Raw genomic sequence first — 26,757 nt, 5'->3', positions numbered from 1 at the left:
CACAGGGAAGTTTGTTAAATCTTAATTTCTAATTTCAAGTAACTTTGAGCTTAGCTCATTCTTAATAGCTATATCACTATTACTTAAATTTGAATTTAACAGATTAGATTCTTCTAAAGCATCAGTATTCAAATTATAAAATGCTTCAGATCCATCATCGAAATATATATATTTATGAGTTAAATTTCTAACTGAAATATCATCATTTTCCGCGTAAGCGTAATTTCTAATTGATTCTTCATTATTAGTAAAAAGCGACCTAAAACTTTTACTATCATTAATTTCTGTAGTTCCGCTACCAGCAATATCTGCAATGGTAGCAAATAAATCGGTAGTGTTAATTAATGCGTTTTCTATCTGATTAGTACGAGTTACATTTTTTCCTGAAATTACCATGGGTACATTTACACCTCCTTGATAAATACTGCCCTTAACTCTTCGTCTATTATATCCTTGCGCTACCTGATTTGGAGTGCCATTATCACCAATGAAAATAATAATGGTATTATCTCTTTCTGTAGTACTCATAGATGCTATTAATCTGCCAAGCTCAGTATCCATTGCCTCAATTGCCGCTATATAATATGGTAGTGGATTGTTATCTATACTTGTTTGGTCTGTAGGTAAACTTCCTTGATCGTGCAAATTATTTGGTGGCAAATGAAACGGCGTATGCGGCGCATTATAAGCTAACCATAAAAACCAAGGTTGTGTTTGATTATTCACCCAATTAATAGCTAAATCTGTGAATTTTGTTGTGCTGTATTCTGTAGATGTTATTGTTTGCCCGTTTTCTGTTAAATTCCAGTTATAGTATGATTGTACACCGCCTCCTAATAAGCCTGCATAATAATCTATTCCCATATCTATAGGATGTGTTACATTATTTGACAAATGCCATTTCCCTATAACAGCATGACTGTAAGCGTTATTGGTGTTGGTGTCTAAATAGTTTTGTAAAGACACTTCTGATGTAGATAAAATATCTCCAACAGCTGTGATATTTGTTCTAAAACCATATTTGCCCGTTAAAATAGTAGCTCGAGTAGGTGTACAGGTTGGATTCGACCAAACATTATTAAAGGTTATTCCTGTATTTATCATGCTTTGTAAATTAGGCATATTGGGCTTTATACTGCCAATGTTGTAACCAGGAGTTGCATCTAAACCCATATCATCTGCAATTACTAATAATATGTTGGGGGCTTTAGATTCTGTTAATTTACTATCATCAATTTCTAGCTCATTGTTTTTAGTACATGACAAAATACTTAGGAAAATAATAGTAGAATATATAAAACGAAACATAAGCTCTTAATTAAAATAGATCATATTTATGACTAACGAATTTAACTTTAGTTTAAATCATTTAAAAATTTTAATAGAAAATAGTCGTTAAAAACCCTTTAAAGATGTTATTTTTGCACGCTACTAAAAGTTAAGATACATGTCCATTTCACAAATCGAATTAGAAGAAAGAAAAGAAGGCAAAAATTTATATAGTTACCAAAAAGGTGCTATTGATAAGATTTTCACTGCATTTGAAGAATCTCCAGATGATTATCATTTACTATATCAATTACCTACAGGAGGAGGGAAAACAGTTATATTTTCTGAAATTGTAAGACAGTATCTTAAGCATCATAAAAAGAAGGTGTTAGTAATGACACACCGTATTGAGTTATGTAAACAAACATCTAGAGTTCTTACAGAATTTGGAGTACATAATAAAGTTGTTGATAGCAAGGCAGATTTAAGTGATCAAGCAGATTATAGCTGTTTTGTTGCTATGGTTGAAACCTTAAATAATAGATTAAATGATGATAAACTTGATATTTCTGATATTGGTTTAGTTATTATTGATGAAGCTCACTATAACTCATTTACTAAACTATTTAAGTTCTTTAGTCAATCGTTTATACTTGGTGTTACAGCAACACCACTAAGTTCTAGTATGGAGCTGCCTATGACTGACAATTATGATGAATTAATTGTAGGTGAAAGTATAGAATCTTTAATTGAAAACGGCTTTTTAGCACGTGCTGAAATGTTCTCTTACAATGTTGGTTTAACCTCTTTAGTTGTTGGTGCAAATGGTGATTATACGGTAAAATCATCTGAAGATCTGTATACTGCTAATGATATGCTTTCTAAGCTATTACAAGCCTATGAAGAACGTGCAAAAGGTAAGAAAACATTAATATTTAATAATGGTATTAATACTTCGTTGCATGTGTATGATACTTTTAGAAGAGCAGGGTATCCAATTGCTCATTTAGATAATACAAACAGTAAAAAAGAGCGAGCACTTATACTTAAATGGTTTAAAAAAACTCCAAATGCTATATTAACATCGGTAAGTATTTTAACAACAGGTTTCGATGAGCCAACTGTAGATTGTATTATTTTAAATAGAGCAACGAAGTCGTTAACCCTTTATTATCAAATGATTGGTCGAGGTTCTCGTGTTTTAGAAAACAAGAAAACATTTAGTGTACTTGATTTAGGAAATAACTTCCACCGTTTTGGTCCTTGGGGAGACGATTTAGATTGGCAACGTATATTTAGGTCACCAAATTATTACTTAGATGCTATTTTAAGTGATGAAGATTTAGAAAGCAATTTTAGATATGAAATGCCAGATGCATTGCGTGCTGAGTTTTCAAATTCTAAAGATGTCTATTTCGATATTCAAAAAACCTATGTTGATTCTATAAGAAATGGAGAATCATCTAAAGTTGTTTTAGAACGTTCTATCGCACAACATGCTAAAATATGTATAGAAAACAGTGAAGATGTTTATGATGCTTTGGCTTTAGCAAAAAAACTAGGAGATGATATAGACTTTAGAATACAACGCTATACTAAATGCATAAGTAAAAGTACTTATAACTTTGTTGAATGGTTAAGAGGTGATTATAGAAAGAAATTAAACGCTTACTTGCGTTCCAATTTTGATGAAGTATTCGAACAAATTTTTGGCTATCCACCAGAAGAATAAGAAACTTAGTAATTTAGCTTAAATAATATTATAACATCCTTAAAATAAGGCGTATCTTTACGTTCTGAATTTAAAAAAAATATTTTACGTAAACTATGGCTAAATCGCAAGTAACATTTAACAAAATAGAAAAAGAAAAAAAACGCTTAAAAAAGAGAGAGGAAAAGCAAAAAAAGAAAGAAGCTCGTAGAGCTGAAGCTAAAGAAAACCCACAAGGTATTCAATTTGCTTATGTAGATTTTAATGGAAATTTAACCGATACGCCACCAGATCCAGCAATGCGTGAAAAAGTTGAAGCTGAGAGTATTGAGTTAGGAATTCCTAAAAAAGAAGATAGAGAAGAAGAAGAGCCAGCAAACAAAGAAGGTAAAGTTTCTTTTTTCGATCATTCTAAAGGATTTGGTTTTATCATAGATAGCATCAATCAAGAAAAATATTTTGTACATGTTAGTGGTGTCCTTGAACCTATTGAGGAAAACGACAAAGTTACTTACGAATTAGAGCGCGGACAAAAAGGAATGAATGCCGTTCGTGTAAAAAAGATTTAATCATTTTCTTTTAGAAATTATATTTTATTAACCCTTATTTTTTAAAATGGGTGTATCTCGAAAAACAATTACAATTGCATTAGCCTTTTTTGCAATATATGTTATTTGGGGATCAACCTATTTACTTAATAAAATAGCGGTTACCGAATTACCTCCTTTTAAACTAGCATCTATACGATTTTTAGTTGCCGGTATTATTATTTTTATAATTGCAAAAATTTTAAAGGTTGATATTTCAATAACTAAAGAGCAATTTAAAAATGCGATTATAGCAGGTTTCTTATTTTTAACCTTTGGAAATGGCATTGTTGTATGGGCACTTAAATATGTTGATAGTGGTTTTACTGCTTTAGAAATTTCTGCACAACCATTAGTTGTTCTTATCTTAATGCGTATTCTGCAAGGAAAAAAAATATCAGCAATGTCTTATATAGGCGTTGTATTAGGTTTTTTTGGTATTTATCTTTTGGTAAGTCAAAAACAACTCATTAGTCAAGAAGGTCAAATTACTGGAATGATTATGATTTTTGTTTGTATGATTAGTTGGGCTTACGGTAGCTTATTTGTTGGAAAAGCAAATTTGCCATCAAACTATTTTGTAAATACAGGTTACCAAATGCTTACTGGCGGTATTATGCTAGCAATAGCAAGTGTTTGTTTTGGAGAAACTTGGACTTTGCCTTCTACATGGAGTTCTAATGTACAATGGTCTATATTAGTGCTTATTATATTTGGAAGTATTATTGCGTTTACAGCTTTTAATTATTTGCTAAAAGTTGTTTCCCCTGAAAAGGTAGCAACATCTACGTATGTTAATCCTATTATTGCATTAATTTTAGGATGGTGGATTTTAAATGAACAAATTACAACACAATCTATAATTGCAGCAATTGTACTGTTAACAGGTGTTTATTTTATTAATTCTAAGCGAAAATTTAAACCTAGAAGTATTGGACGCTAAAAAAGCTATAAAATTCATGCTAATTAGCACTTTAGCATTTGCATGTATGAATGCTACGGTTAAGTATTTAAAGGATGTTAACTCGTATCAAATAGTATTTTTTAGATCTTTAGGTTCGCTATTTTTTACCTTTGGATTTCTAATAAAAAATAAAATTCCAATTATAGCAAAAAAGAGTAAACTTCTTGTTTTACGAGCTATAACAGGTGCAACTTCTATGTTGTTGTTTTTTATGTCTGTTAAGTATCTGTCTGTTGGTACTGCAGTATCTTTAAGGTATTTAGCACCTATATTTGCTGCTATTTTTGCTGTTCTTTTATTACGTGAAAAAATAAAACCATTGCAATGGTTATTTTTTATTATTTCATTTTTTGGAGTGCTTGTTTTAAAAGGCTTAGATACACAATTACATTCTACTGGATTATTACTTGTGCTACTAGCATCTGTTCTTAGTGGTTTAGTTTACGTTATTATAAGTAAAATTGGTAATAGTGAGCACCCAGTAGTTATTGTTAATTACTTTATGGTTATTGCTACTGTTTTAGGTGGTGTGCTTTCCATAGGCAATTGGGTAACACCTAAAGAAACAGAATGGTTATTCTTATCTAGTTTAGGTGTATTTGGTTATATAGGTCAAATATTTATGACCAAAGCTTTTCAGAGTGCTACAACAAACCTAATAGCTCCTATAAAATACGTTGAAGTTATTTTTACAGCTTCTTTAGGAGTCCTTTTATTTAGTGAAATATACACGTTTTGGAATCTCTTAGGTATCGCATTGATTATAGGAGGTATGGTTTTGAATATTTGGTATAAGGGTAGAACTAAAAATTAATCCATTTTTTTAATTCTAGAATTGGCTGTTAAATGCTTACGAATAATATCTGCATTTCCTTTATAACGTAAAACACAGTCTGCTGTAGCGTCAATATCAATAGTATTGGTTACAGTTATATTGGCATCACAATCTGCTGCCATGTCAATTATTAAATCTTCAACAACTAAATCATAATCAGAAAGTTTAGCATCTGCTGAAAGATTCGTTTTTAATAGAGAAGTACTACCATATAAATCCGCTTTTGCATCAGCTGATAATTTGAGTTCTAAATTATTGATATCTACTTCACCAGAGAAAAAACTATCTGCAGTAACCTGAATGTTTACATCATCTTCAACTAAAGTATTTTCTAGATATATTTTTGAATCTGCTGCTACTTTAAATTCTGTAATAGACTTTGTAGTGATATAAACATTTAGAGTGGCTGAGCCATTAATATGTATATTGTTTTTTAATTTTACGGTAAGTTTATTGTTCTTAATTGTAGCAATAACTAAATCTTGAAGGTTTTCATTAGTTTCAATTTTAATAGATTCTTCAGTATCAGAGAATGTTACAAATGCTTTAAAATTGTTAGATATTTCAAGAGTATTGTATTCTGAAACTGGAATATCTTTATAAGTAATTGTATCATTTACTGAAACTCTAATGGAGTCTACACTACATGAGTTTAAAGTTAACACTATAATGGCTATTATAATTACTAATCTGTTCGTTTTCATTTTGATTGTTTTTGATTGATTGATGATTTTTTATTTAATGATTCATATGGTCATATTTAATTCGCCTTTATATTTGTTTCATTGCATCATTAAGCCCTGTAATTGGAATCCATTGAAAATTTATAGGAAACCATTCGTTCGCTTCCGATTTTACAAATACTTTGTTGTTTTTTGAAATAACATGAACAGAATTTATTTTATCACTTAGTTTTTTAATTTTCATCTGTTATATTTTTTTTATATCGGTTTCTCCCCATATTAAACACACCAATTTTAATACCTACACCAGCTGAAAAGCCATTAATATTATTAAAGTCATAATCAGGATTTAAATCTATTTTACTAGAAAAACGGTATTTAACTCCAGCTTCTAGTTGTACATATCTAGATAAATTAAATAAGACATTAATACCAGGTTCTACAACAAAAACAGCTTGCCATTCGTCATCTTCTATTTCTACATCCTCTATATCATTTTCATCTAGTAAAACGATACCACCTCCTCCAATAAGCACAGGAAAAGATACACTTAATAATGATTTTCCAAATAAAATAGGTTCTAAATGTAATCCACCATAAGCACCTACTAAATCTCTATTATTAAAATCTAATCCGCGCTTATTTAAATCGGAATAAAAACCAACTCCAACAAAACCAACTTCAAATTGTTGATTGGCTACATAAGCAATTTTAAAATCTGCTAAATATGTATCTGCTCCATGTATTTTACCAGAGTACATACCTAATCCTACATATACACCGTGTACCGTATTTTTCCTGTCGTTAAACTCAATATAATCACTATCAGATTTACCTTGTTCTTGTGCCTGTAAATTGCTGAAATAGAAAGTTAGAATTATTAAGAATATTAGTTTATAATTTTTCATGATTTGATTAATTTTTTGGTAATTGTTATTAGTATAGACAACACAACTTTTAAAAGGCTGCATTTAATTGATTATTTTTATATGTTTTAGATAAAATAAGTTATAAAGCCTTTGTTATTCATTTAAAACAATAACACCTTTTTTTCCTGCAAAAGAAAAGACACCTTTTTTTAAGTTCCCATAATTGGCTGTAATTTCTCTAAGCCTTTCACTTTTGTTAATGACTTTACTTTTAACATTTGAAAATGTTTTAGGTAACCTTAATAAGCCTTGCTCTAAAGTAGCATTAAACTTAAATGATAGACCCGTAATGTTTATATGAATGTCTGATGATTCTTGATTGATATCAACCATAGCATCTGATTGATTTATTTTAAAAACTCTTAAATCTGCAACACTCATCAGTAAACTAATTTTATCTTCAACATTTTGAGCAGTAACTTTTGAAAAAGAAAGTTCACCTGTAATATCTCCTACATATTCAATAGCTATTTCGTCTTTACTAGAATAGAGTTCTAAATTAGTAACCGTATTTATTTCTATATTACTACCACTAGTTTTTAAAAGTAAGTTTTTAGAGTTTTCAATATCTATGTCGCCATTTTTTATGTTAACGGTTCCATATATAATCGATTTTGCTCTTAGTTTGCCAAATTTCATAATAATATTAGCATTGGATACAGCATCATTAAGCCATAAATCGCCATGCTCTAAGTTGGCTTTTAATTTACCAGTCCAATTATCAATAACAATATCTCCAAATTTATTAGTAACATCTATTTCTGCATTAATAGGCAAGTATATTTTATAGTTAATTTCCACATTGCTTTTATCAAACTCAAACGGATTAACTTTGTTAAAATATCTAGAAAAGAAGCTGGTGTTTTTTTCTGATATTTCTGAAGTAATGCTCACAAAATCACCTGCGTTTTTTATGTCTGCTATAATTCTATCAATAAGCGCTTTTGCATTTTCTTTTTTCTTATTATTTACTTTTATATCAATAACTACAGATGCTTTGTTTTCTTCCCAACCAGAAATTATTACATTACCGTATTTATTATCTAAATGTAATTCACCGGCATTCGTCATTTTAAAGGTTTTCTCAATTTTTTTCGTCACTATTTCCTGAGACTGTATTGAGTAGCTTACTAATACTAGGATTAGTAGTGCTATTTTTTTATAAAGTGTATGCTTCTTCATCATCTATTTTTTTAGAACTGTTAATTTGCTTTAATAAGTTCTCTATTAATTCTATTCTTTTCTTATAGTTAATTACAATAGCTTCTAAAATAATTTCACTATCTAAATTTTTATTTAGTTCTATTTTTAGTGCTTCGTATTCAACATCTAATTCATCGATAAAAGACAAAAATTGTTTTTTCTCTTTAGGAGATAATTGAGTATTCTTGTCAACCAATTTAACTTGGTAGGCTACCAAACCTTTATAATGCGCATCAATATCATTTAATTCTTGATTAGCAAAACCATTCTGTTGATCACCTCCATTAGTGTTTATGGTGTTTACTAAAGAAAACAATCCTAAAGCAATTATAATAGTAGCAGCGACTCTAAATATGGGCTTTTGCCATAGTTTTATAACCTTAGGTTTAGCTTCTGGTTCATCTAATTTAGATTCAATATTTGCCCAAAGCTTACTTCTGTCGGCTTTATGCTCATCAAAAAGAAGTCTATTCTCTTTTATGCTTTTTTCAAAATCATCCATCATAATGTCTTTATAATTTCAATTAATTTTTTCTTTGCTCTGTGGTATTGAGATTTAGAAGTAGATGTAGTTATATCTAATATTTCTGAAATCTCACCATGATCATAACCTTCAATTAAATACAAGTTTATTATTTGCTGATACCCAGAGGGCAGGAGTCCTATACCTGCAATAACCTTTTTTATATCCATTGCTGAAGCTTCTTCTTCAATATCATCAGATTTTATATGATACATTTCATTTTCAATAGATACAACAGGTATCTTTTTCTTCTTCAAACAATTAATACTCTTGTTTACTACGATACGCTTTAACCATGAGCCAAATGTACTTTCATATCTAAATGAGGATAAATTATTAAAAGCCTCAATAAAACTATCTTGCACAACATCTTCGGCATCCTCTCTAATATGCATCATGCGCATACTAACATTATACATAGCGTCTACATAGAGCTCATACAATTTATATTGTGCTTTTCTATCACCTAACTTGCTGTTTTCTACAAGCTCTCTATGTGTATATAAAATGTTGGTTTCCAATTAAATTACGCTAGCTTTAATTCGTCTTAAAAATAGTTTTATTTTTTAAGTTACTATTATAGACAAATAAAAAAGTAAAAGGTTGCATATAGTTATAAAAAATAATTAAATAAGTTAAAGTGCATGTATTGTGTTTGCCTACCACCATCTGTATTTGTACTTTTACACGCTTTATATAACAGCATTTATAATGAGTTTTTCAAAACGTATTAATAGCATAAGAAGAAAAATTACGCACAGTCTTACTAAAAATATTGGTAGTTCTTATTCTGAACCAAAAATAGGTTCTCTTAATGCATCAGACATAAAACGAGTTTTAATTATTAGACCTAACCATAGATTAGGTAATCAACTTTTATTAACGCCTATTGTACAAGAAGTGATTAATACGTTTCCTGGTTGTAAAATAGATTTGTTTGTTAAAGGTGGTGTTGCGTATCCTGTTTTTGAAAATTATGCAGAAATTGATAAAATAATTCAGCTTCCTAGAAAACCATTTAGTAACTTATTTAAATATGCAAAGTCATGGTTATCAATAAAAAAAGAAACCTACGATTTAGTAATTAATGGTGATAAAAACTCATCTTCTGGAAGATTATTAACAAACTTAGCCAAAGCTTCCATAAAAATTTTTGGCGAAGCAAATGAAGATATTGCGAAGCTGCATAAAGATTACCAGCACATTTCAAAGTATCCTGTTTATAATTTGAGAGATTACTTAGCTAAAATAGGATTTCCTAAAAATGAAAATCAAGTACCTTTATTAGATATAAAATTGAACGATTCTGAACTTTCTAATGGTAAGAAAATTTTAGATGAAATTATTAAAAACGATAGAAAAACCATTTGCATATACACCAATGCCACAGGCGATAAGTGCTATTCTGAAGCTTGGTGGTTAACTTTTTATGAGCGTTTACAAAAAGAGTTTCCTAATTATAATATTATAGAAATGTTGCCTATTGAAAATATTTCAAAAATCAATTTCAAAGCACCAAATTTCTACAGTAAAGACATTCGAGAAATGGGAGCCATCATAAAAAATGCATCTGTTTTTTTAGCAGCCGATAATGGTGTCATGCACTTAGCAAGTGCTTCGTTAACACCAACCGTTGGTTTCTTCTCTATTACAAATGAAAATATTTATGCACCCTATGGCAATGGAAGTATAGCCTTGAATACTAATAAATCGAATATTGAAGATTGGTTTAAAGTAATTAATGAAATTCTTTAAAAATTCAAAATTGTTGTATTCATAATAATTTAAAATAGATGTAACATCTATCTATATATATGCTGAAAACGAATAGATTTTCTTTAATCAATCCAAATAAATCACCATTTTATTACGGCTATATTGTATTAGTTGTTGGAAGTATTGGTGTATTAGCAAGTATTCCAGGTCAAACAGTAGGCGTTTCTGTATTTACAGATCCTTTAAAAAACGCACTGGGGCTTACTAGAAACCAATTTAGTAATGCTTACATGATTGGCACCCTTTTAAGTGCGTTTTTTGTAGCAAGAGCTGGTGTGTTATTTGACACTTATGGTGCTCGATATGTTGCGTTTTTTGCGGCGCTTTTTTTAGGAGTATCATTACTATTATGTTCGGTTTCCGTTGAAATAAGTGAGGAATTAAAATCTTTAATAGATTTACAGTCTTGGGTAGTACCTTTTGCATTAATGTCTATCTTGTTTTTATTCATAAGGTTCTGTGGTCAAGGTGTTTTAACTATGGCATCTCGTAATATGATTATGATCTGGTTTGATAAAAATAGGGGTAAAGTAAACTCTATAAGTAGTATTACTGTTTCTTTAGGTTTTTCGGTTTCTCCAATTTTAATTAGTAAACTTATTGATAATAATGGTTGGGAAATGAGTTGGCAAATACTAGCTTTTTGTTTATTTGTTTTTAGTATTTGCATCATTCAATTTTATAGAAATAGGCCTGAAGATTTTAATTTAAAACCTGATGGAAATATTAAAAGTGTAAAAACCATTACAACAAAAGAAAAAGTAGAAAAAAACTTCACATTAATAGAAGCAAAAACAACAAGAGCCTTCTGGATGATTAGTTTAACCTTAGCATTTAATAGTTTCTTTATAACAGGTTTTACCTTTCATGTGGTGTCAGTCTTTGCTAGTCAGGATTATTCTAAATCACAAGCTATTGCTATTTTTGTGCCAATTTCAATAATAGCTATTTCAGTATCTACACTTTGCAATATTTTAAGTGATTATATTCACCATAAAATCTATTTATACATCATGCAAGCTAGTGGAATACTAGCTTCGTTAGGATTGTTATTTCTTTCCAGTCCAATAGGTGTTTATTTATTAATAATTGGTTTAGGAATACTTGGAGGGCTGTTTGCAGTAGTAAATGCAGTTACATGTCCACGGTATTACGGAAGAAAATATTTAGGAGCAATAACAGGTAAGGTGATGAGTTTTTTAGTCATCGCAAGTGCAATTGCTCCTAGTTTATTTAGTTATTCATTTACAACTTTAGGTTCATATAAATATATAGCCTATATAACAATTACGTATCTTTTATTTTTAATTATAGGCTCTTTAAAAGCTTGTAATCCTCAGTAAATTAAAGATTTCAAAGAATAGCATCAACACCTTGCGTTCCTGTGCTAAGGCGTATAGCATCTTCTACATGATATATAAATATTTTACCATCACCTGCTTGATTTTCACATGCATTATCTTTAATAACATCAATACATTTTTGCAAATGCTTATCGCTAACTACACAATTAATCATAACACGACTTTGAAGAATCATAGATTGTTCGGTACCTCTATAACGTTCTGAATATGTTTTTTGTAATCCTGTTCCTTTTACAGGAATAACAGTAATACAAGGAATATCGGCTTCTTTTAATCCCCGTTGCACTGCTTTTAGTTTTGATGGTCTTATAATAGCTTCTACTTTTTTCATTTTTGTAATTTTAAATTTAATCTACTAATTTTTATTCAAAAGTTGTGTAAGCTTCAACTCCAAACGAAACGGCATCAATACCCGCTCTTTCTTCCGATCTATTAACACGAATGCCAATAGTCTTTTTCATGATTTTCATAATAATAAAAGTGACTATAAAAGAAAAAGCTCCAATAGCCAATACACCTATTAGTTGGGTAATTAATAAATTAGCTCCTCCACCAAAGAATAAACCACCATCAGCTGCAAATAAACCTACAGCTATGGTTCCGAATAATCCATTAACACCATGAACTGCAATAGCTCCAACCGGATCATCAATTTTAATTTTATCAATAAAAAGTACAGCAACATCTACTAAAACACCTGCAATTAATCCAATTATAATAGCAGCGCCTGAATCTACGATATTACAACCAGCAGTAACTGCAACTAGACCCGCTAAAACTCCATTTATGGTCATTGTTACATCGATTTGCCCGTACTTAAAATACGTATAAAACATAGTGGCAACACCACCAGCTGCAGAAGCTAAAAAAGTGTTAGTAGCAATGGTTCCTATTAACTCCCAATTTCCTACAGCACCTAATGTAGACCCTGGGTTAAACCCAAACCAGCCAAACCATAGTATAAAACCACCTACAGCTGCTAATGGCAAATTATGCCCTGGAATTGCAACGGGTTTTCCATTAGCATCATATTTCCCTAAACGCGGCCCTAACACAATGGCAGCAGCTAAAGCAGCAAACCCTCCCATAGCATGTACCGCTGCAGATCCTGCAAAATCATTAAATCCTCTTACTGCCAACCAACCGTTTGGGTTCCAAACCCAATTAGCTGCTAATGGATACATAATAGCACAGAAAATTATAACAAAAATGGCATAGGCCCATACTTTCATTCTTTCTGCAACAGCTCCAGAAACTATTGAAATAGCTGCAATAGCAAAACCTAATTGAATGAACCAAAATAATTTATTAGAAACCGTTAATCCTAAGCCTAAATCTCCTTCTGTTATTCCAAAATCAAAAGCAAACCACCCATTTGATGCTCCATAGGCAATACCAAACCCTACTACATAAAAAGCAAGACCTCCAAATGCAATATCTATCATTACTTTGGCAATAATACTCATGGCGTTTTTGGCACGCACAAATCCTGCTTCAAGAAGTGCAAAACCGCCTTCCATTAAAAAAATAATTGCTGCACATATTGAAACCCAAACAGTATCAATAGCTGAAATAAGTTCTTTTTGTTCAACAACATTAGCTATTACATCTTGCATAAATTAATTAGTTTTGATTGGTTTAAATAAAAATAAATTTGTGTGGTGTATTTATTGAAAAATGAAATATAACAAAATATAGAAGCTTCTTTTTGTCGAATAAATTATAAAAAAACATTTTTAATGTATTTTTAATGATTGTGAGAAATCACAATTTATTTTTAACTGAGAACTTCAATTCACTAAAAAATCATCATCAGTATTTTTTTTACAAAATGTCACCTAAATTTTTAATTTATTTAATTAACTAAGTAAGGCTTAACATGATAATTATCATGTTAAGCCTTACTTAGTTAGAGTAACTTTACACGGATTTATATTAACTTATCATCTCTTAGCATATTTATTTTGGAATATTCATTATATAATTAATAGAGTATTACATCTTACTAATAAAAAAATCATAAAACAAAACAGATGAAAAAAATTGGTATTTTAGGAACAGGTTGTGCAAAATGCAACGCAGTAACAAGTATTGTTCAAGAAGTTGTAAATGAGAATAATATTGATGCTCGTATTATAAAAGTAGAAGATATTGCTGAAATAATGAATTATAATGTTATGTCAACTCCAGCAATTGTTGTTAATAGTGTTGTTGTTATTAAAGGGAGAATACCATCTAAAACAGAAGTATTAGAGTTGTTAACATCATAGCTATGTTTCATTTATTGTCATATTTTATTGATAATTTAAAACAAATGCTTTTTCATTTAGATCCTACAAGTCATTTTGCTAAAGCTTTAGACTTCTTTATTTACGATAGCATTAAAATTATTACACTACTTATCCTAATCATTTTTTTAATGGGGTTTGTTAATAGTTATTTCCCTGTAGAAAGAGTAAAAAACTATCTTACAACACATAAATTCTTTGGGTTAGACTATTTAATGGCAAGTCTTTTTGGTGTTGTCACACCATTTTGTTCATGTTCTTCTGTTCCTTTATTTATAGGTTTTGTAAGAGGTGGTATTCCGTTAGGAGTAACGTATGCATTTTTAATAACATCACCGCTTGTAAATGAGGTTGCTATAGGTTTGTTTTTAGGGCTTTTCGGAATTAAAATTACCACAATTTATATAGTTAGTGGTATTTTATTAGGAACGATTTCTGGATTTATTTTACAACACTTAAAACTTGATAATTTATTAACACCTTGGGCTAAAGAAGTTTTAATGACATCTAATAAAAATACGAATATCAAAAATGAAGAACAGATATCATTTATACAGAAATTACCTGTTATTTATAATGATACTATTAAAATATTAAAAGGCGTTATACTTTATGTGTTAATAGGTATAGCTATTGGAGGCATGATGCATGGTTACGTTCCAGAAGGTTTTTTTGAGCAGTATATGAATAAAAGCAATGTTTTTGCTGTCCCTATTGCTACTGTTTTAGCTGTTCCTATGTATTCAAATGCTTCAGGCATACTTCCTGTTGTTCAAGTTTTAGTAAGTAAAGGCATTCCGTTAGGTACTGCTATTTCTTTTATGATGGGGGTTGTTGCACTATCATTACCCGAAGCCATGCTTCTTAAAAAAATAATGTCAATAAAATTAATTATTATCTTTTTTATTGTAGTAACATTATGTATTATTATTTCAGGGTACTTGTTCAACATAATTTTGTAATATTATATTAACCTTAGCATAATACAGAAGCTTATATCTTTACTCACTAAATTTAAATTATGCAATCTTCAACTAAAAACTTTCTTCAATTAATAACAATACTAACCTGTTTATTCTTGGTGTTTAATTGCAAATCATCTTACAATAAAACAAATACCGTACAGTTGGTGCGTCAACCATATTTACAAAATGCTTTTAAAGATAGTATTAGTATTTTATGGATTACAAATAAAGGTGAGCATGCTAAAGTAAAATATGGCACCTCTAAAGCTATGAATAAAACAGCTGATGGTTATATATTAAAAGATAGTTTTAAAACAAGAAATACTGTTACCATAAACGGTCTTGAGCGAGGTAAAAAATACTATTACTCGATTTATACAGATGAAAAACTACTAGCTTCGGGTGAAGAGTACTTTTTTAAAACGGAACCAGCTGAAAGAAACACTAGTTTTTCCTTCTATGCCATGGGAGATATTGGAGAACCTGTAAGCAAAGGAGGTTTTCCTGAAATTACATCTTGGCAAATACATAATTTGAAGGATCGTCCAAACTTTGGACTTGGGCTAGGAGATATTATTTATCCTGACGGGGAAAGTTTCTTTGCTGATGCTTATCTTTTTAAGCCTATGGAACCTATCTTAAAAAACATTCCGTTTTACCCTGCTTTAGGAAACCATGATTGGCATGTTAATCCTGATACTAATTTTACTACCGAATGGAAACTTCCTAATAATGAACACTACTATTCTTTTGATTACGGCAACGCTCATTTTATTGCATTGGATACTAGAAGTGGAGAAATGTACGATCAGAAAAATCAATTAAAATGGTTTGAAAACGATTTAAAAAACGCACAAAATAAGTATGACTGGATATTTGTATACTTTCATCATAACGGCATTAGTTGCACTTACAAACCTGAATATAAAGCTGTGGTTGATATGTATCCGTTATTTACTAAATACAACGTTGATTTAGTTTTAAACGGGCATGCACATACCTATGAAAGACTTATGCCTTTTGATAAAAATGGAAATGTTATTGAAAAATATAATAAGCCACTAAATGAATACGCCAATATAAAAAATGGTTTTATACAAATTACTACAGGTGCAGGAGGGAAGTTAAAAAAAGATTGGAACCCAGGGCAATGTGATAAAGATATTGTAGCAGCTTCGGCTCATAGGGGGCATTTTACACTTATAAATATTGATGGAAGACAACTTAAACTAAAAACAATTGCATCTATGGGTGGTGCTGTGCTTGATTCGTTAGTTATAAATAAATAGAATAGTACATTCTTTTTATAATATTTCTTTATTAATTGCATTTCATCTAGATTTTATCATTTCATCGTGTATATTTTATAGTTCATAAGATTTTTTAGGAAGAGATAATATAATGGTTTAGTTTTGAGAATATTAAACAATTAATACTATCATGAAAAAACTAACGCCCCTAATGTTTTTTGCGTGTTTAATAAGTTTTAGCACACTTATTGCACAAGAATCTGCAAGTACTAGTAACGATATTCCGCTAAACTACAAGAAGCGAAATGCAGTCTTCGATTATTCTGAAAAACAACTAAATAATACAGATACTATTCCTGATTTCGCTACGAAAGCAGACAAGCTTAAAATTACAGGAACTATTTATCAAAGTGATGGAAAAACGCCTGCTAGTAATGTTATACTTTTTATACATCAACCAGATGAAGATGGAAATTATGACCTTAAAAGAGATGAAAACCGTAAGCGTTACATAAAACATAGAGGTTGGATAAAAACCAATTCCGACGGACAATACACTTTTTATACCTTTATTCCTGGGAAGTTTTTACGTTCTAAGGAGTTAAGACAAATACATCGTACTATTAAAGAACCTGGAAAAGCAGAATATGAATTAACATCATTCTTTTTTGATGATGATCCATTATTGCCAGACTTAACTTTAGCATGTCGAGCAAAAGCTGTTATGAGTATGTTAAAACTTAATAAAAAAGAGAATATGTATGTGGCAACAAAAGATATTATTTTAAATGAAAATACAATATTAAATCAGTAGTAACACATAATTTTGGTGTTTAAGACCACCACACAATAAAAAATTTTTGAACAGCTCCTTTAGGAAATTTTATCCAACATAAAGGTGCTGTTTTTTTATTTATTAAAATGGTTGTTTTTTCAACAAATGAGGTATAGGACAACCAATTTACGTGAGTTTGAACTTCTAATAACCAATCTACTTTGTTCGGAATATAAAATTTACAAGAAGTAAATTGTTCAATTTCAGAAAAAGGAATATAAAATCCTTTTAAGCAGCCTTTATTTAGTAATTTAAAATCTACCGCACTTGTATTGTATGGTATGAATAATTGTGCTTTAAAACAAACTCGTTGTAAAATGCTTTCAGTATTTAAATTTAACGCATCTATATGCGGTTTCGTGTGTACGTTATATAGTAACGGTAATTGCTTCTCTTTTAATTTTGTTATTTTTTTTAGTAAATTATCATTTCTGTTTGGTCCAATCCAATGTTCAATTTCAGTAGCTCCAATAGTGGGGTCATACAAATAAAACTTATAAATAATTTCTAAATGAATAGGTGTTTCATTAAACTTTAAAATACAATCAAGCTCTCCAATAGTTAGTTTCTGGTTCTGTATTTGAGTGTTTTCTAGCAAAACCTCTATGCGGTCATCCTTTTCAAGTTCTCTACTAACAAAGCGTTCTACACGTTTTCCTAATCGTAGATTATCAGGAATTATGTCATTAAAAACAAAATGTCTTTGATTGCTTATTTCTAATTGCATTAAGCCAAAAACCTCATGCGTTTTCCATAGTAATGGTGTATTAAAATAACCTTGATATTGTAATTGTATTTGCTTCAATTTTAAATCCATGAAACACTAAAGTATAAGTTCTTGTTTAGATAAAAAATACAATCTATCTATTTTTATAAAAAATGCGACATATCTTTTGTATTTTAGATCGTATAAATAATCATTTAAAATGAAACTTATAAATTACTATCTATTTATTATAACACTCGCTTTTATTTCCTGTGCTACATCTAAAAATAATACTACAGATGCTGAAAAAAAAGCTTTAAGTAAACTAATAGAAAAAAAACAATTTACTATAAAATCTGATTGGGCATATCCGCAAGTAACAGTTGCGATGCAACGTGCTTTAAATTCTGGCATTTTACAACCAGGTAACTCAGCAGGAAATATAAATTTAATTGGTAATACAAATTTTTTAACCATTTCTGGAGACACTATTACTTCTTTTTTACCATATTTTGGAGAACGTCAGACTCAAATTGATTATGGAGGCGGAGATAACACTATAAAATTTAGCGGTTTAATTAAAAACTATAAAGTCATAAAAAACAAGAACCAGAGTTATGATATAACATTTAATGCTAAAAGTAATAATGAAAGTTTTAATGTGTACATAAAACTTCGTCCTAATTTAAGCAGTGAATTGGTGCTTAATGGTTCATCTAGAACTTCAATACGTTATACTGGAGCAGTAAAACCTAAATTATAAAAAATAGTATATTGCAGCATGAAAAGAAAACAAATTTACTTTTTTCTATACTTTTTCTTTTATAGCCTTGTTGCTGTTTATTCACAAAATGTAACGGTTAAATACATGGCATTTTACGAGCATTTAGAAGGAACAAGTATGCTTAGAAATTCGTTTTTTAAGAGTGAAGCAACTCATATAGGTACTTATTTTAAGCTTAAAAATGATCTTTATAATAAAAGTGATAACCCCATCAATATTACATTAGATTATTATTTTGCAGATGGGCGATTATTTGGTACTACAAATGTTGAAACTATTATTCCTAAAACAAAGAGTGAAACTTTTGTTGCTAGAAGTTTTGGGTACGATAAAGCAGGAATATGGGAAACAGGAAAATATTATGTTAAAGCTAGTATTAAAGGTTATGAAATAGGTTCTGCATCATTTTATATTACTGACGGAAAAGTTGTAAGAGAAATTTCAGAGATTAATTTTTTCGAAGGAGGAGAAAAAGCGCCTGAAGATAAAGTGTTTACTAATAGGTTCTCAAGAAATAATACAAGAAAGGTATTTACTAATATAAAATTTGCTAATCCAAATTACAATAAAACCGATTTTACAACCGATTTCACTCTAAAATATTTTAACCCAGATGGCACACTTTTAGGCTCGCCAAAACTTGAATTTCTAGTTCCTAAAAGTTGGCAAGTAGCTAATTTATGGAATGGCTATGGTTATAGTGAAAGCTATTCCTATTGGTCTCCTGGAAATTATCGTGTTGAAGTATGGGCAGGTAAAAACATACTAACAACAGGATATTTTACTGTATATTAATTTAAATCTTGTAATATTTTGAAATACGTTTTATGACTAGAGACATTATAGACATAAATGATTTTACTATTTTAATTGAAGAAGCTGAAGCTAGTATACCTACAGTAGATTCATGCTATTTTGATGAGCCGCTTATTGCTGTAGCTTTTTACGGTTCTGGAAATGTCAATTTAAATATCAAGTATGGAGAAAAACAACAATCTTATAAGCAAACTAAAGGATTAGCACTTTCCTTTTATGCAGATGAAAACGTAGAATTTGAGCATTCAGTTTCTGCAGATAAATCCTTGCAATGCGTTTTAATTACTACAACTACTAAGTTATTGGATAAACTTCCTAATCATGAAGGTGAATTATTTGGAGATATGTTAAGTCAGCTTGTAAACCCTTCTGATCATTATGTTGAAGGACCTAGATTTATAATGACACCCGAAATGCATCATATTGTAGATTCTCTTTTCAATATTCAGTATAAAGGAATAACTAAAATGATGTTTTTTAGAAGTCAAATCACCACCTTACTTTCTCATTATTTTGGGCAATTAGCAATTTTAAAAACTGAGAAAATAAAATCACTCGAACGTAAAAAGTTGATTCAGGCTAAAGATCTTTTATTGGAAAACATAGATAATCCACCTTCTTTAAATGAAATTTCAAAACAAATTGGGCTAAATACGTTTACTTTAAAAAAAGAATTCAAAGCCTTTTTTGGTGTCCCAGTATTTAAATATCTTCAAAACGAACGCCTTACAATGGCTCATAAAATGATAAGAAACCAAGAGTTTACTGTTCAGGAAGCTGCATGGCATGTTGGGTATGACAGCCTAAGTTCATTTTCTAATGCTTTCGAAAAAAAGTTTGGCTACAGACCTAGTCAAATCAAGTAAGCTCCTTTTCGAACAACTCTTCCTCCTTTTAAAACAAATCCTTTTTTTGCTTACGCTATAGTTTTGCCATGTAACTTTTAAATAAAAAGACATGAAAACAAAACGAGCCATTTTAACAGGAATCATTCTTTGGACAATTGCATTCCTTTTATATTCAATTTCATATGCCATTCCAATTTTAGAAAATGCAGATACACAGGCAAACGTAGTCTTGTTTATTACCATTATGCCTTTGGTATGGTTTGCTTGTGCTTTCTATTACAAAAAGGATCAAAACACTCACGGACTTAAAGTAGGGCAGACCATACTTATAACTGCTGCTGCATTAGATGCACTTATTACGGTGCCTCTTTATGTTATACCAAATGGAGGCAGTCACTTTAGTTTTTTTACTGCGTTAGATTTCTGGATCATCGCTTTCGAAATTCTAATAGTAGCAGCATTATATTTTTATGCGCGTGTTTATCCAATACATATAAAATCAAAACTTTAAGATTATGGAATTTACTTTTCAACATATAAGCTTAGGCTTATTAGTAGTACTTACAGGATTATCAGCAGGCTTGTGTTTTACATGGGCTAATGCCATTACCCCTGGTATTGGAAGACTAGATGATTACGGGTATTTAATGTCCTTTCAACAAATGAATAGAACCATTTTAAACCCCATTTTTTTTATAGTGTTTTTTGGTCCTTTTATACTAGGAATCATCAATTTGTTTGTATTCAAAAACACTTCAAGCTCAGTTATTTGGCCTTTAGGTTTAGCGGTATTAGTATACTTCTTAGGAATTGTATTAGTTACCATTTTTGGAAACGTACCTCTAAATGAAATGCTAGATAACCGAGATTTACTAACGGCATCTCAAGAAGAATTAACAACTCTTCGAAATAACTTTGAAGTCAAGTGGAATCAATTTCATCTCATTAGAACATTAAGCGCAATAGCATCATTTATAGTACTCATAATGAGCCTTATTCAAATAACAAAAAACAATATTTAAACAATAATAAATAAATAACAAAATCATGAAAGAAAACATTTTAGTAATCGGAGGAACAGGAAAAACAGGTCGTAAAGTAGTCGATAATTTAAATCATCTGGGGCATAATGTACGCGTTGGTTCCCGATCTGCAACACCTATTTTCGATTGGAGTAATCCTGATACATGGTCAGAAAGCATGCAAGGCATGGATAAAGTGTATATCACTTTTCAGCCAGATTTAGCAGTTCCAGGAGCATTAGAAGCCATAGAAGAACTAACAAAACAAGCAAAACGTAGCGGGATAAAAAAGCTAGTATTACTCTCTGGAAAAGGTGAAAGAGAAGCAGAGCTTTGTGAGCAAGTAATTATTCATTCAGGATTAGATTATACCATTGTTCGCGCAAGTTGGTTTAATCAAAATTTCAGCGAAAGCTTTTTTCTAGAATCTATATTAGAAGGATTTGTAGCATTACCACAAGCAGAAGCTAAAGTTCCTTATGTTGACACAGATGATATTGCAGATGTTGCTGTAGCCGCATTATTAAATAAGGAGCATAATGGAAAAATTTATCAACTAACAGGACCAAGGCTCTTAAATTTCGATGAAGCTATTCAAGAGGTTTCTATTGCCTCAGGAAAAGCAATCACCTTTACTCCAATTAGTTTGTCAGCTTATGTGAAAGCTATGAAAGATCAAGGGGTTCCTGCAGATTTTATATGGTTGATTGAATATTTATTTTCTGAAGTTTTAGGTAACCCAACTAATTCTGAAATCACCAACGATATTGAAGTTGTTTTAGGAAGAAAGCCAAAAGATTTTAGTCAATACGCAAAAGAGACAGCAGCGACTGGTGTTTGGAATTAAATATAAATACGTCTAAATTCTGAAAGAGTATAATAAGTTTTAAACTTTAAAAAAGTAATCATGCCACATTTTATAATAGATTGTTCAGAAAATATAACATCATTAAAATCTCCAAAGGATATTATGCAAAACGTGTATGATACTGCAGAATCTACAAATCTTTTTGATAAAGGAGATATCAAGGTCAGAATTAATCCATATAAATATTATAATATAGGGAACGATAAAGACAGTTTCATTCATATATTTTCTAATATTATGGAAGGACGCACTGTTGATCAAAAAAGTAATCTTTCAAAAAAAATAATAGAAGCATTAACAGTTATGTTTCCAAACGTTCCAATTATCTCAATGAGTATAAGAGATTTTGAAAAGGCAACGTATTGCAATAAAGCAATGATATAAGAAAGAGTTTGTATAACTGTAAGTTTTAGAACTTATAACGACTTTTATAGTAATTATTAACTTAAAACCTCTATAAACGTGAATTCGCAAATTAAAAGTACGCTTACCAGTTTTCTAGTAACACTCGTATTTACACTTTCAGTTAGTGCACAAAATACAGATACAAAATCAGCCGAATTATTAGATGCTTTGGTTGCTATAAACGGTGGTTACAAAACATTAGCAGCAAAAAAAGATGTTCAATTTCATTATGTATATGATAATTTTGAAAAAGGAAAAGATGTATCAATAGAACGTCATATATTTCATGGCGAGCATTCTTGGGCGTCTTACGTGCAACATGATTTAAATGTGTTACCTGGTAAAAAAGGGATTGCTTTACAATCATATGTTGATGGTAAACCTGCATTAACTTTAGATGGACAAGCAATAACAGAGGCCAAAGCTATTGGTGGCACTATATTTTTACGTAAAGTAAATTTTTATTGGTTTACGATGATGTACAAATTAAAAGATCCAGGTACAAATTACAAATATCTAGGGACAGAAAAAGTAGGCGATATCACGTATGATAAGGTCAGTTTAATATATGATGCTAATATTACAAAAAAAGAAAAAAACGATGAATACATCTTATATTTTAACCCAAAGACGCATTTAGTAGATCAATTTTTCTTCTCATTACCAGATTGGGGTATTAACAAACCAATATTAAAAATGACTTTGACTTACGAAAAAGTGGATGGTATTTTAATTTCTACGGTACGTAAAGGATTCATGCCTAATAAAGACGGAAGCTATATACCTATTGGAGTTTATACATTTAGCGACATCAAATTTAATAATGGTTTTAAGAAAGACGATTTTATTTTAAACTAAACTATTAACTATATTCAATCATTAAAGTTCAATATTTTATACTACAATATAATTTACTAGAACAAGTATTAGGATCTTGATCATTAATTGAAATTATAGAACCTAAAATCAGTATGGAAACACCTTAAATATTGTATGAATTATAATGAATTGAAAATAAGTGAATTAATATGTTGTATGTCCAATAAATGGTATCACCTTTGCAAATCAATAAATATTATAAATTTAATTACATTACAATGAGTAAAGGAACAGTAAAATTTTTCAATGATTCTAAAGGATTCGGATTTATCACTGAAGAAGGCGTAGATAAAGATCATTTTGTACACATTTCTGGATTAGTTGACGAGATTCGCGAAGGCGATGTTGTTGAGTTCGATCTTCAAGAAGGAAACAAAGGATTAAACGCAGTGAACGTAAAAGTTATCTAATACATATACTTTCAAGTTTAAAAGAAAGCTCATCGTTATTGATGGGCTTTTTTTTATGTCTTGTTTTAATTGTAGCACATTGTCAGCTAGAGCGCAATCGAAACCAATAAATAGAATAATAAACAATTGACACGGTTCCCTATGAAAGTGTCATTATCTTTGCACAAAATTACGTTATGTCAAAATTATTTTCTGATTTAGGAATCCATCCTTCATTACAACAAAGTTTAGCCGATTTAGAAATTTCTGTTCCAACAGATATTCAAGAAAAAGTCATTCCTGTTGTATTGAAACAAAAAGAAGATGTTGTTGCTTTAGCCAAAACTGGAACTGGTAAAACGGCAGCTTTCGGATTGCCTTTATTACAGTTAATAAATACGGAAGATACTACGGTGCAAGCCTTAATATTAGCGCCAACAAGAGAATTAGGACACCAAATACACGCTAATTTAGTGTCGTTTACTACCAATAGTCCAGCTATTTCTGTGGCTGCTGTTTGCGGAGGTATTCCTATAAAGCCTCAAATAGAACGTTTAAAAACACCTACACAAATAGTAGTGGCAACACCAGGACGTTTAGTCGATTTAGTAAAACGTGGTGCCATCAACATTAAAGACTTAAAGTATTTAGTGTTAGATGAAGCCGATGAAATGGTGAGCGCTTTAAAAGAAGATTTGGATACTATTATTAAAAGCATACCAAAATCGAGACGTACATTATTGTTTACTGCAACAATGCCTGGAGCCATTAAGCAATTGGTGCAGAATTACATGTCGAAACATGTCGTACAAATTGAAGCAGACATGGGGACTGTAGGTCATCAAGGAATCGATCATCAATATGTGGTTGTAGAACCAATAGAAAAACTAGACGTATTACTTCATTTTTTAAATACGAAAGAAGGGCAACGTGGTATTATATTTTGTAAAACCAAAGCAGCCGTTAATAAATTAGCAAAAAATTTAGCTATTAATAAATTCTCGTCTGGTGCGTTACATGGTAGCTTATCGCAAGGTATTCGCGATAGAATTATGGGACAATTTAGAGATGGCCATATTGATATTTTAGTGGCGACCGATTTAGCAGCGCGTGGTATTGACGTAAAAGATATAGCATACGTTGTTAATTATCATTTGCCAGACACCTATGATGCCTATGTACATAGAAGCGGACGTACAGCCAGAGCAGGAGCAAAGGGGCTTTCATTAACCATATTGCAACAAGAAGAAGTTGTTGATATTGCTGATTTTGAAGAAGAATTAGGCATTGTTTTTAAAACTTTTGAAAAAGCGGATGCACAGAGTATTGAAGAAAACAATGGCTTGTTATGGGCTAAAAAAATATTTAAAACCAAACCTAATCGTGAAGTTTCAGAAGATTTTAAAGCAAAAATAAAAACGATCTTTCATCATTTAACAAAAGAGGAGCTCGTAGATAAAATATTAGCAAATTACTTAGCGCAAACGGGTACGGTGGTACCTAAACCAGAAGTGTCTAAAAAGAAAAAGAAGAAATAAATAGTATGGCAAACCCAATAAAAACTCAAGACGATATTTTAACGAAATTAAATATCGAAGCCTTGAATCCTATGCAAGAGGAAGCTGTTTCTGTTATTGAAACAACAACAAACACGATTATATTATCGCCAACAGGCACAGGAAAAACATTGGCATTTTCTTTACCATTATTAAAAACTTTAAAGTTAGATTCTACTGAAGTTCAAGCTTTAATATTGGTGCCTTCAAGAGAATTAGCCATTCAAATAGAGCAGGTTATTCGCTCTATGGGTTCTGGTTATAAAGTTAATGCGGTTTATGGAGGTAGACCCATGTCTAAAGATAAAATTGAAATTAAACACAACCCTGCTATTTTAATAGGAACACCTGGCAGAATATTAGATCATTTTAATAGCAATCGCTTTTCTAAAGCGAGTATAAAAACACTTATTTTAGATGAATTTGACAAGTCTTTAGAAGATGGTTTTGAGGAAGAAATGAAAGCAATTATAGGTCAAATTCCTAGTGTAAATAAGCGTATTTTAACTTCTGCAACACAGGGTGTTGCGATTCCTGGTTTTGTTAGATTAGATAAGCCAACTACAATCAACTATTTAAAAGCAAAAAAAGAATCGAAGTTAGCCATTAAAACAGTGGTGTCTCCAGACAAAAATAAACTAAAAACCTTGTTGGGTTTGATGCAACATATTGGCAACGAACAAGGGATTATTTTCTGTAATTTAAGAGATAGCATAGGAGAAGTGAGTCGTTTTTTAAAACGAAATAAAGTGAGTCATGCATGCTTTTCTGGTGGTATGGAACAAAAAGACAGAGAACGTGCTTTAATAAAATTTAGAAACGGTACCTGCCAAGTATTAGTGGCAACCGATTTAGCAGCAAGAGGTATAGATATTCCAGAACTGAATTATATTATTCATTATGAATTACCTCGCCATGAAGAAGAGTTTATTCATAGAAACGGTAGAACCGCTAGAGTTAATGCTAAAGGAACCGCATATATATTAAAATGGGAAAATCAATTATTACCTGAATTTATAAAAAATGTTAATGGCATTAATATTTCTAAAAAAGCACCACACAAACCACAGTATTGGGAAACCTTATTTATTTCAGGCGGACGAAAAGATAAAATTTCAAAAGGAGATATTGCTGGCATGTTTTTTAAACAAGGTGGTCTTAACAAAGATCAATTAGGAACGATTGAATTAAAACCTGATTGTGCCTTTGTAGGCATTCCGTTAACACTAGCTGAAGAACTGGTAGAAAAATTAAATAATACGCGCTTAAAAAAGAAGAAGGTAAGAGTTACTATTTTGTAAG

General features: G+C 30.5%; 31 protein-coding genes. 21 read left to right on the top strand and 10 right to left on the bottom strand.

What is annotated here, in order from left to right; genetic code table 11:
- Window positions 1–21 precede the first annotated feature (21 nt).
- On the bottom strand, window positions 22–1,308 hold the full coding sequence (locus ACH5TW_RS06145; protein ID WP_439335619.1) for a sulfatase-like hydrolase/transferase: 1,287 nt from the start codon (window positions 1,306–1,308) through the stop codon (window positions 22–24).
- Window positions 1,309–1,447: 139 nt separating this feature from the next.
- Here ACH5TW_RS06145 and ACH5TW_RS06140 point away from each other — a divergent pair, with 139 nt between their 5' ends.
- The 4 genes from ACH5TW_RS06140 to ACH5TW_RS06125 all read left to right on the top strand — a co-directional run bounded on the left by ACH5TW_RS06140 (window position 1,448) and on the right by ACH5TW_RS06125 (window position 5,345).
- A complete protein-coding gene (locus ACH5TW_RS06140) occupies window positions 1,448–3,001 on the top strand; it encodes a DEAD/DEAH box helicase (RefSeq protein WP_439335618.1) in 1,554 nt (517 codons plus the stop codon).
- 95 nt (window positions 3,002–3,096) lie between these two features.
- Window positions 3,097–3,549, top strand: coding sequence for a cold-shock protein (locus tag ACH5TW_RS06135; protein ID WP_439335617.1), 453 nt, complete (start codon window positions 3,097–3,099; stop codon window positions 3,547–3,549).
- Between the two features lie 46 nt (window positions 3,550–3,595).
- On the top strand, window positions 3,596–4,510 hold the full coding sequence (locus ACH5TW_RS06130) for an EamA family transporter (RefSeq protein WP_439335616.1): 915 nt from the start codon (window positions 3,596–3,598) through the stop codon (window positions 4,508–4,510).
- The gene (locus ACH5TW_RS06125; protein ID WP_439335615.1) at window positions 4,500–5,345 is read left to right on the top strand and encodes a DMT family transporter; all 846 of its coding nucleotides are present in this window, start codon (window positions 4,500–4,502) and stop codon (window positions 5,343–5,345) included. The genes ACH5TW_RS06130 and ACH5TW_RS06125 overlap by 11 nt, the downstream gene beginning before the upstream one ends.
- Here the strand turns inward: ACH5TW_RS06125 and ACH5TW_RS06120 are convergent.
- From ACH5TW_RS06120 to ACH5TW_RS06095, 6 genes are all read right to left on the bottom strand, one after another.
- Window positions 5,342–6,070 (bottom strand): GIN domain-containing protein, encoded by a 729-nt coding sequence (locus ACH5TW_RS06120; protein WP_439335614.1) that lies wholly within the window; start codon window positions 6,068–6,070, stop codon window positions 5,342–5,344. The two genes, ACH5TW_RS06125 and ACH5TW_RS06120, sit on opposite strands and share 4 nt — an antisense overlap.
- 67 nt (window positions 6,071–6,137) lie before the next feature.
- Entirely contained in the window at window positions 6,138–6,293 is a 156-nt protein-coding gene (locus ACH5TW_RS06115) for a hypothetical protein (protein ID WP_439335613.1), read from the bottom strand.
- Complete coding sequence (locus ACH5TW_RS06110) at window positions 6,283–6,957, bottom strand: hypothetical protein (RefSeq protein WP_439335612.1); 675 nt, start codon at window positions 6,955–6,957, stop codon at window positions 6,283–6,285. The genes ACH5TW_RS06115 and ACH5TW_RS06110 overlap by 11 nt, the downstream gene beginning before the upstream one ends.
- Window positions 6,958–7,071: 114 nt before the next feature.
- Window positions 7,072–8,163 (bottom strand): DUF4097 family beta strand repeat-containing protein, encoded by a 1,092-nt coding sequence (locus ACH5TW_RS06105; protein WP_439335611.1) that lies wholly within the window; start codon window positions 8,161–8,163, stop codon window positions 7,072–7,074.
- Window positions 8,138–8,683 carry a hypothetical protein gene (locus ACH5TW_RS06100; protein ID WP_439335610.1) on the bottom strand — a complete coding sequence of 182 codons (546 nt, stop codon included), beginning with the start codon at window positions 8,681–8,683 and terminating at the stop codon, window positions 8,138–8,140. The genes ACH5TW_RS06105 and ACH5TW_RS06100 overlap by 26 nt, the downstream gene beginning before the upstream one ends.
- Window positions 8,683–9,225, bottom strand: a complete 543-nt coding sequence (locus tag ACH5TW_RS06095; RefSeq protein ID WP_439335609.1) for an RNA polymerase sigma factor — start codon at window positions 9,223–9,225, stop codon at window positions 8,683–8,685. The genes ACH5TW_RS06100 and ACH5TW_RS06095 overlap by 1 nt, the downstream gene beginning before the upstream one ends.
- A gap of 190 nt (window positions 9,226–9,415) precedes the next feature.
- Here ACH5TW_RS06095 and ACH5TW_RS06090 point away from each other — a divergent pair, with 190 nt between their 5' ends.
- Window positions 9,416–10,459 carry a glycosyltransferase family 9 protein gene (locus ACH5TW_RS06090; protein WP_439335608.1) on the top strand — a complete coding sequence of 348 codons (1,044 nt, stop codon included), beginning with the start codon at window positions 9,416–9,418 and terminating at the stop codon, window positions 10,457–10,459.
- A 59-nt stretch (window positions 10,460–10,518) separates the two neighbouring features.
- On the top strand, window positions 10,519–11,823 hold the full coding sequence (locus ACH5TW_RS06085; RefSeq protein WP_439335607.1) for an MFS transporter: 1,305 nt from the start codon (window positions 10,519–10,521) through the stop codon (window positions 11,821–11,823).
- Between the two features lie 10 nt (window positions 11,824–11,833).
- Here the strand turns inward: ACH5TW_RS06085 and ACH5TW_RS06080 are convergent, their stop codons facing one another.
- A complete protein-coding gene (locus ACH5TW_RS06080; protein WP_439335606.1) occupies window positions 11,834–12,175 on the bottom strand; it encodes a P-II family nitrogen regulator in 342 nt (113 codons plus the stop codon).
- Between the two features lie 31 nt (window positions 12,176–12,206).
- The gene (locus tag ACH5TW_RS06075) at window positions 12,207–13,460 is read right to left on the bottom strand and encodes an ammonium transporter (RefSeq protein ID WP_439335605.1); all 1,254 of its coding nucleotides are present in this window, start codon (window positions 13,458–13,460) and stop codon (window positions 12,207–12,209) included.
- A gap of 417 nt (window positions 13,461–13,877) precedes the next feature.
- Between ACH5TW_RS06075 and ACH5TW_RS06070 the strand changes: the two genes are divergently transcribed.
- From ACH5TW_RS06070 to ACH5TW_RS06055, 4 genes are all read left to right on the top strand, one after another.
- A complete protein-coding gene (locus tag ACH5TW_RS06070) occupies window positions 13,878–14,114 on the top strand; it encodes a thioredoxin family protein (protein ID WP_439335604.1) in 237 nt (78 codons plus the stop codon).
- Between the two features lie 2 nt (window positions 14,115–14,116).
- Window positions 14,117–15,094, top strand: a complete 978-nt coding sequence (locus ACH5TW_RS06065) for a permease (protein WP_439335603.1) — start codon at window positions 14,117–14,119, stop codon at window positions 15,092–15,094.
- Window positions 15,095–15,153: 59 nt separating this feature from the next.
- Complete coding sequence (locus tag ACH5TW_RS06060) at window positions 15,154–16,386, top strand: purple acid phosphatase family protein (RefSeq protein WP_439335602.1); 1,233 nt, start codon at window positions 15,154–15,156, stop codon at window positions 16,384–16,386.
- 151 nt (window positions 16,387–16,537) lie between these two features.
- Window positions 16,538–17,161 (top strand): hypothetical protein, encoded by a 624-nt coding sequence (locus ACH5TW_RS06055; protein ID WP_439335601.1) that lies wholly within the window; start codon window positions 16,538–16,540, stop codon window positions 17,159–17,161.
- 19 nt (window positions 17,162–17,180) lie between these two features.
- Here the strand turns inward: ACH5TW_RS06055 and ACH5TW_RS06050 are convergent, their stop codons facing one another.
- The gene (locus ACH5TW_RS06050) at window positions 17,181–17,999 is read right to left on the bottom strand and encodes a DUF1853 family protein (protein ID WP_439335600.1); all 819 of its coding nucleotides are present in this window, start codon (window positions 17,997–17,999) and stop codon (window positions 17,181–17,183) included.
- Window positions 18,000–18,108: 109 nt separating this feature from the next.
- Between ACH5TW_RS06050 and ACH5TW_RS06045 the strand changes: the two genes are divergently transcribed.
- The 11 genes from ACH5TW_RS06045 to ACH5TW_RS05995 all read left to right on the top strand — a co-directional run bounded on the left by ACH5TW_RS06045 (window position 18,109) and on the right by ACH5TW_RS05995 (window position 26,756).
- Entirely contained in the window at window positions 18,109–18,651 is a 543-nt protein-coding gene (locus ACH5TW_RS06045) for a DUF4251 domain-containing protein (protein WP_439335599.1), read from the top strand.
- Between the two features lie 18 nt (window positions 18,652–18,669).
- Window positions 18,670–19,467 (top strand): hypothetical protein, encoded by a 798-nt coding sequence (locus ACH5TW_RS06040; RefSeq protein WP_439335598.1) that lies wholly within the window; start codon window positions 18,670–18,672, stop codon window positions 19,465–19,467.
- A 32-nt stretch (window positions 19,468–19,499) separates the two neighbouring features.
- Complete coding sequence (locus ACH5TW_RS06035) at window positions 19,500–20,354, top strand: helix-turn-helix transcriptional regulator (protein ID WP_439335597.1); 855 nt, start codon at window positions 19,500–19,502, stop codon at window positions 20,352–20,354.
- Between the two features lie 91 nt (window positions 20,355–20,445).
- Window positions 20,446–20,847, top strand: a complete 402-nt coding sequence (locus ACH5TW_RS06030) for a DUF5367 family protein (protein ID WP_439335596.1) — start codon at window positions 20,446–20,448, stop codon at window positions 20,845–20,847.
- Between the two features lie 4 nt (window positions 20,848–20,851).
- Entirely contained in the window at window positions 20,852–21,358 is a 507-nt protein-coding gene (locus tag ACH5TW_RS06025) for an anthrone oxygenase family protein (protein ID WP_439335595.1), read from the top strand.
- 25 nt (window positions 21,359–21,383) lie between these two features.
- Window positions 21,384–22,205, top strand: coding sequence for an NAD(P)H-binding protein (locus ACH5TW_RS06020; RefSeq protein ID WP_439335594.1), 822 nt, complete (start codon window positions 21,384–21,386; stop codon window positions 22,203–22,205).
- 60 nt (window positions 22,206–22,265) lie between these two features.
- Window positions 22,266–22,610, top strand: coding sequence for a 5-carboxymethyl-2-hydroxymuconate Delta-isomerase (locus ACH5TW_RS06015; protein WP_439335593.1), 345 nt, complete (start codon window positions 22,266–22,268; stop codon window positions 22,608–22,610).
- A gap of 78 nt (window positions 22,611–22,688) precedes the next feature.
- Window positions 22,689–23,489, top strand: a complete 801-nt coding sequence (locus ACH5TW_RS06010; RefSeq protein ID WP_439335592.1) for a hypothetical protein — start codon at window positions 22,689–22,691, stop codon at window positions 23,487–23,489.
- Window positions 23,490–23,728: 239 nt separating this feature from the next.
- Entirely contained in the window at window positions 23,729–23,920 is a 192-nt protein-coding gene (locus tag ACH5TW_RS06005) for a cold-shock protein (protein WP_439335591.1), read from the top strand.
- Between the two features lie 176 nt (window positions 23,921–24,096).
- Window positions 24,097–25,437, top strand: a complete 1,341-nt coding sequence (locus tag ACH5TW_RS06000) for a DEAD/DEAH box helicase (RefSeq protein WP_439335590.1) — start codon at window positions 24,097–24,099, stop codon at window positions 25,435–25,437.
- 5 nt (window positions 25,438–25,442) lie between these two features.
- Window positions 25,443–26,756, top strand: coding sequence for a DEAD/DEAH box helicase (locus tag ACH5TW_RS05995; protein WP_439335589.1), 1,314 nt, complete (start codon window positions 25,443–25,445; stop codon window positions 26,754–26,756).
- Window position 26,757 lies beyond the last annotated feature (1 nt).

The sequence above is a fragment of the Thalassobellus sediminis genome, from assembly GCF_044386045.1.
Taxonomy (GTDB): domain Bacteria; phylum Bacteroidota; class Bacteroidia; order Flavobacteriales; family Flavobacteriaceae; genus Thalassobellus; species Thalassobellus sediminis.
Note: the sequence above shows the minus strand (reverse complement) of the source record. Positions and strands in the feature narration are given on the sequence as shown.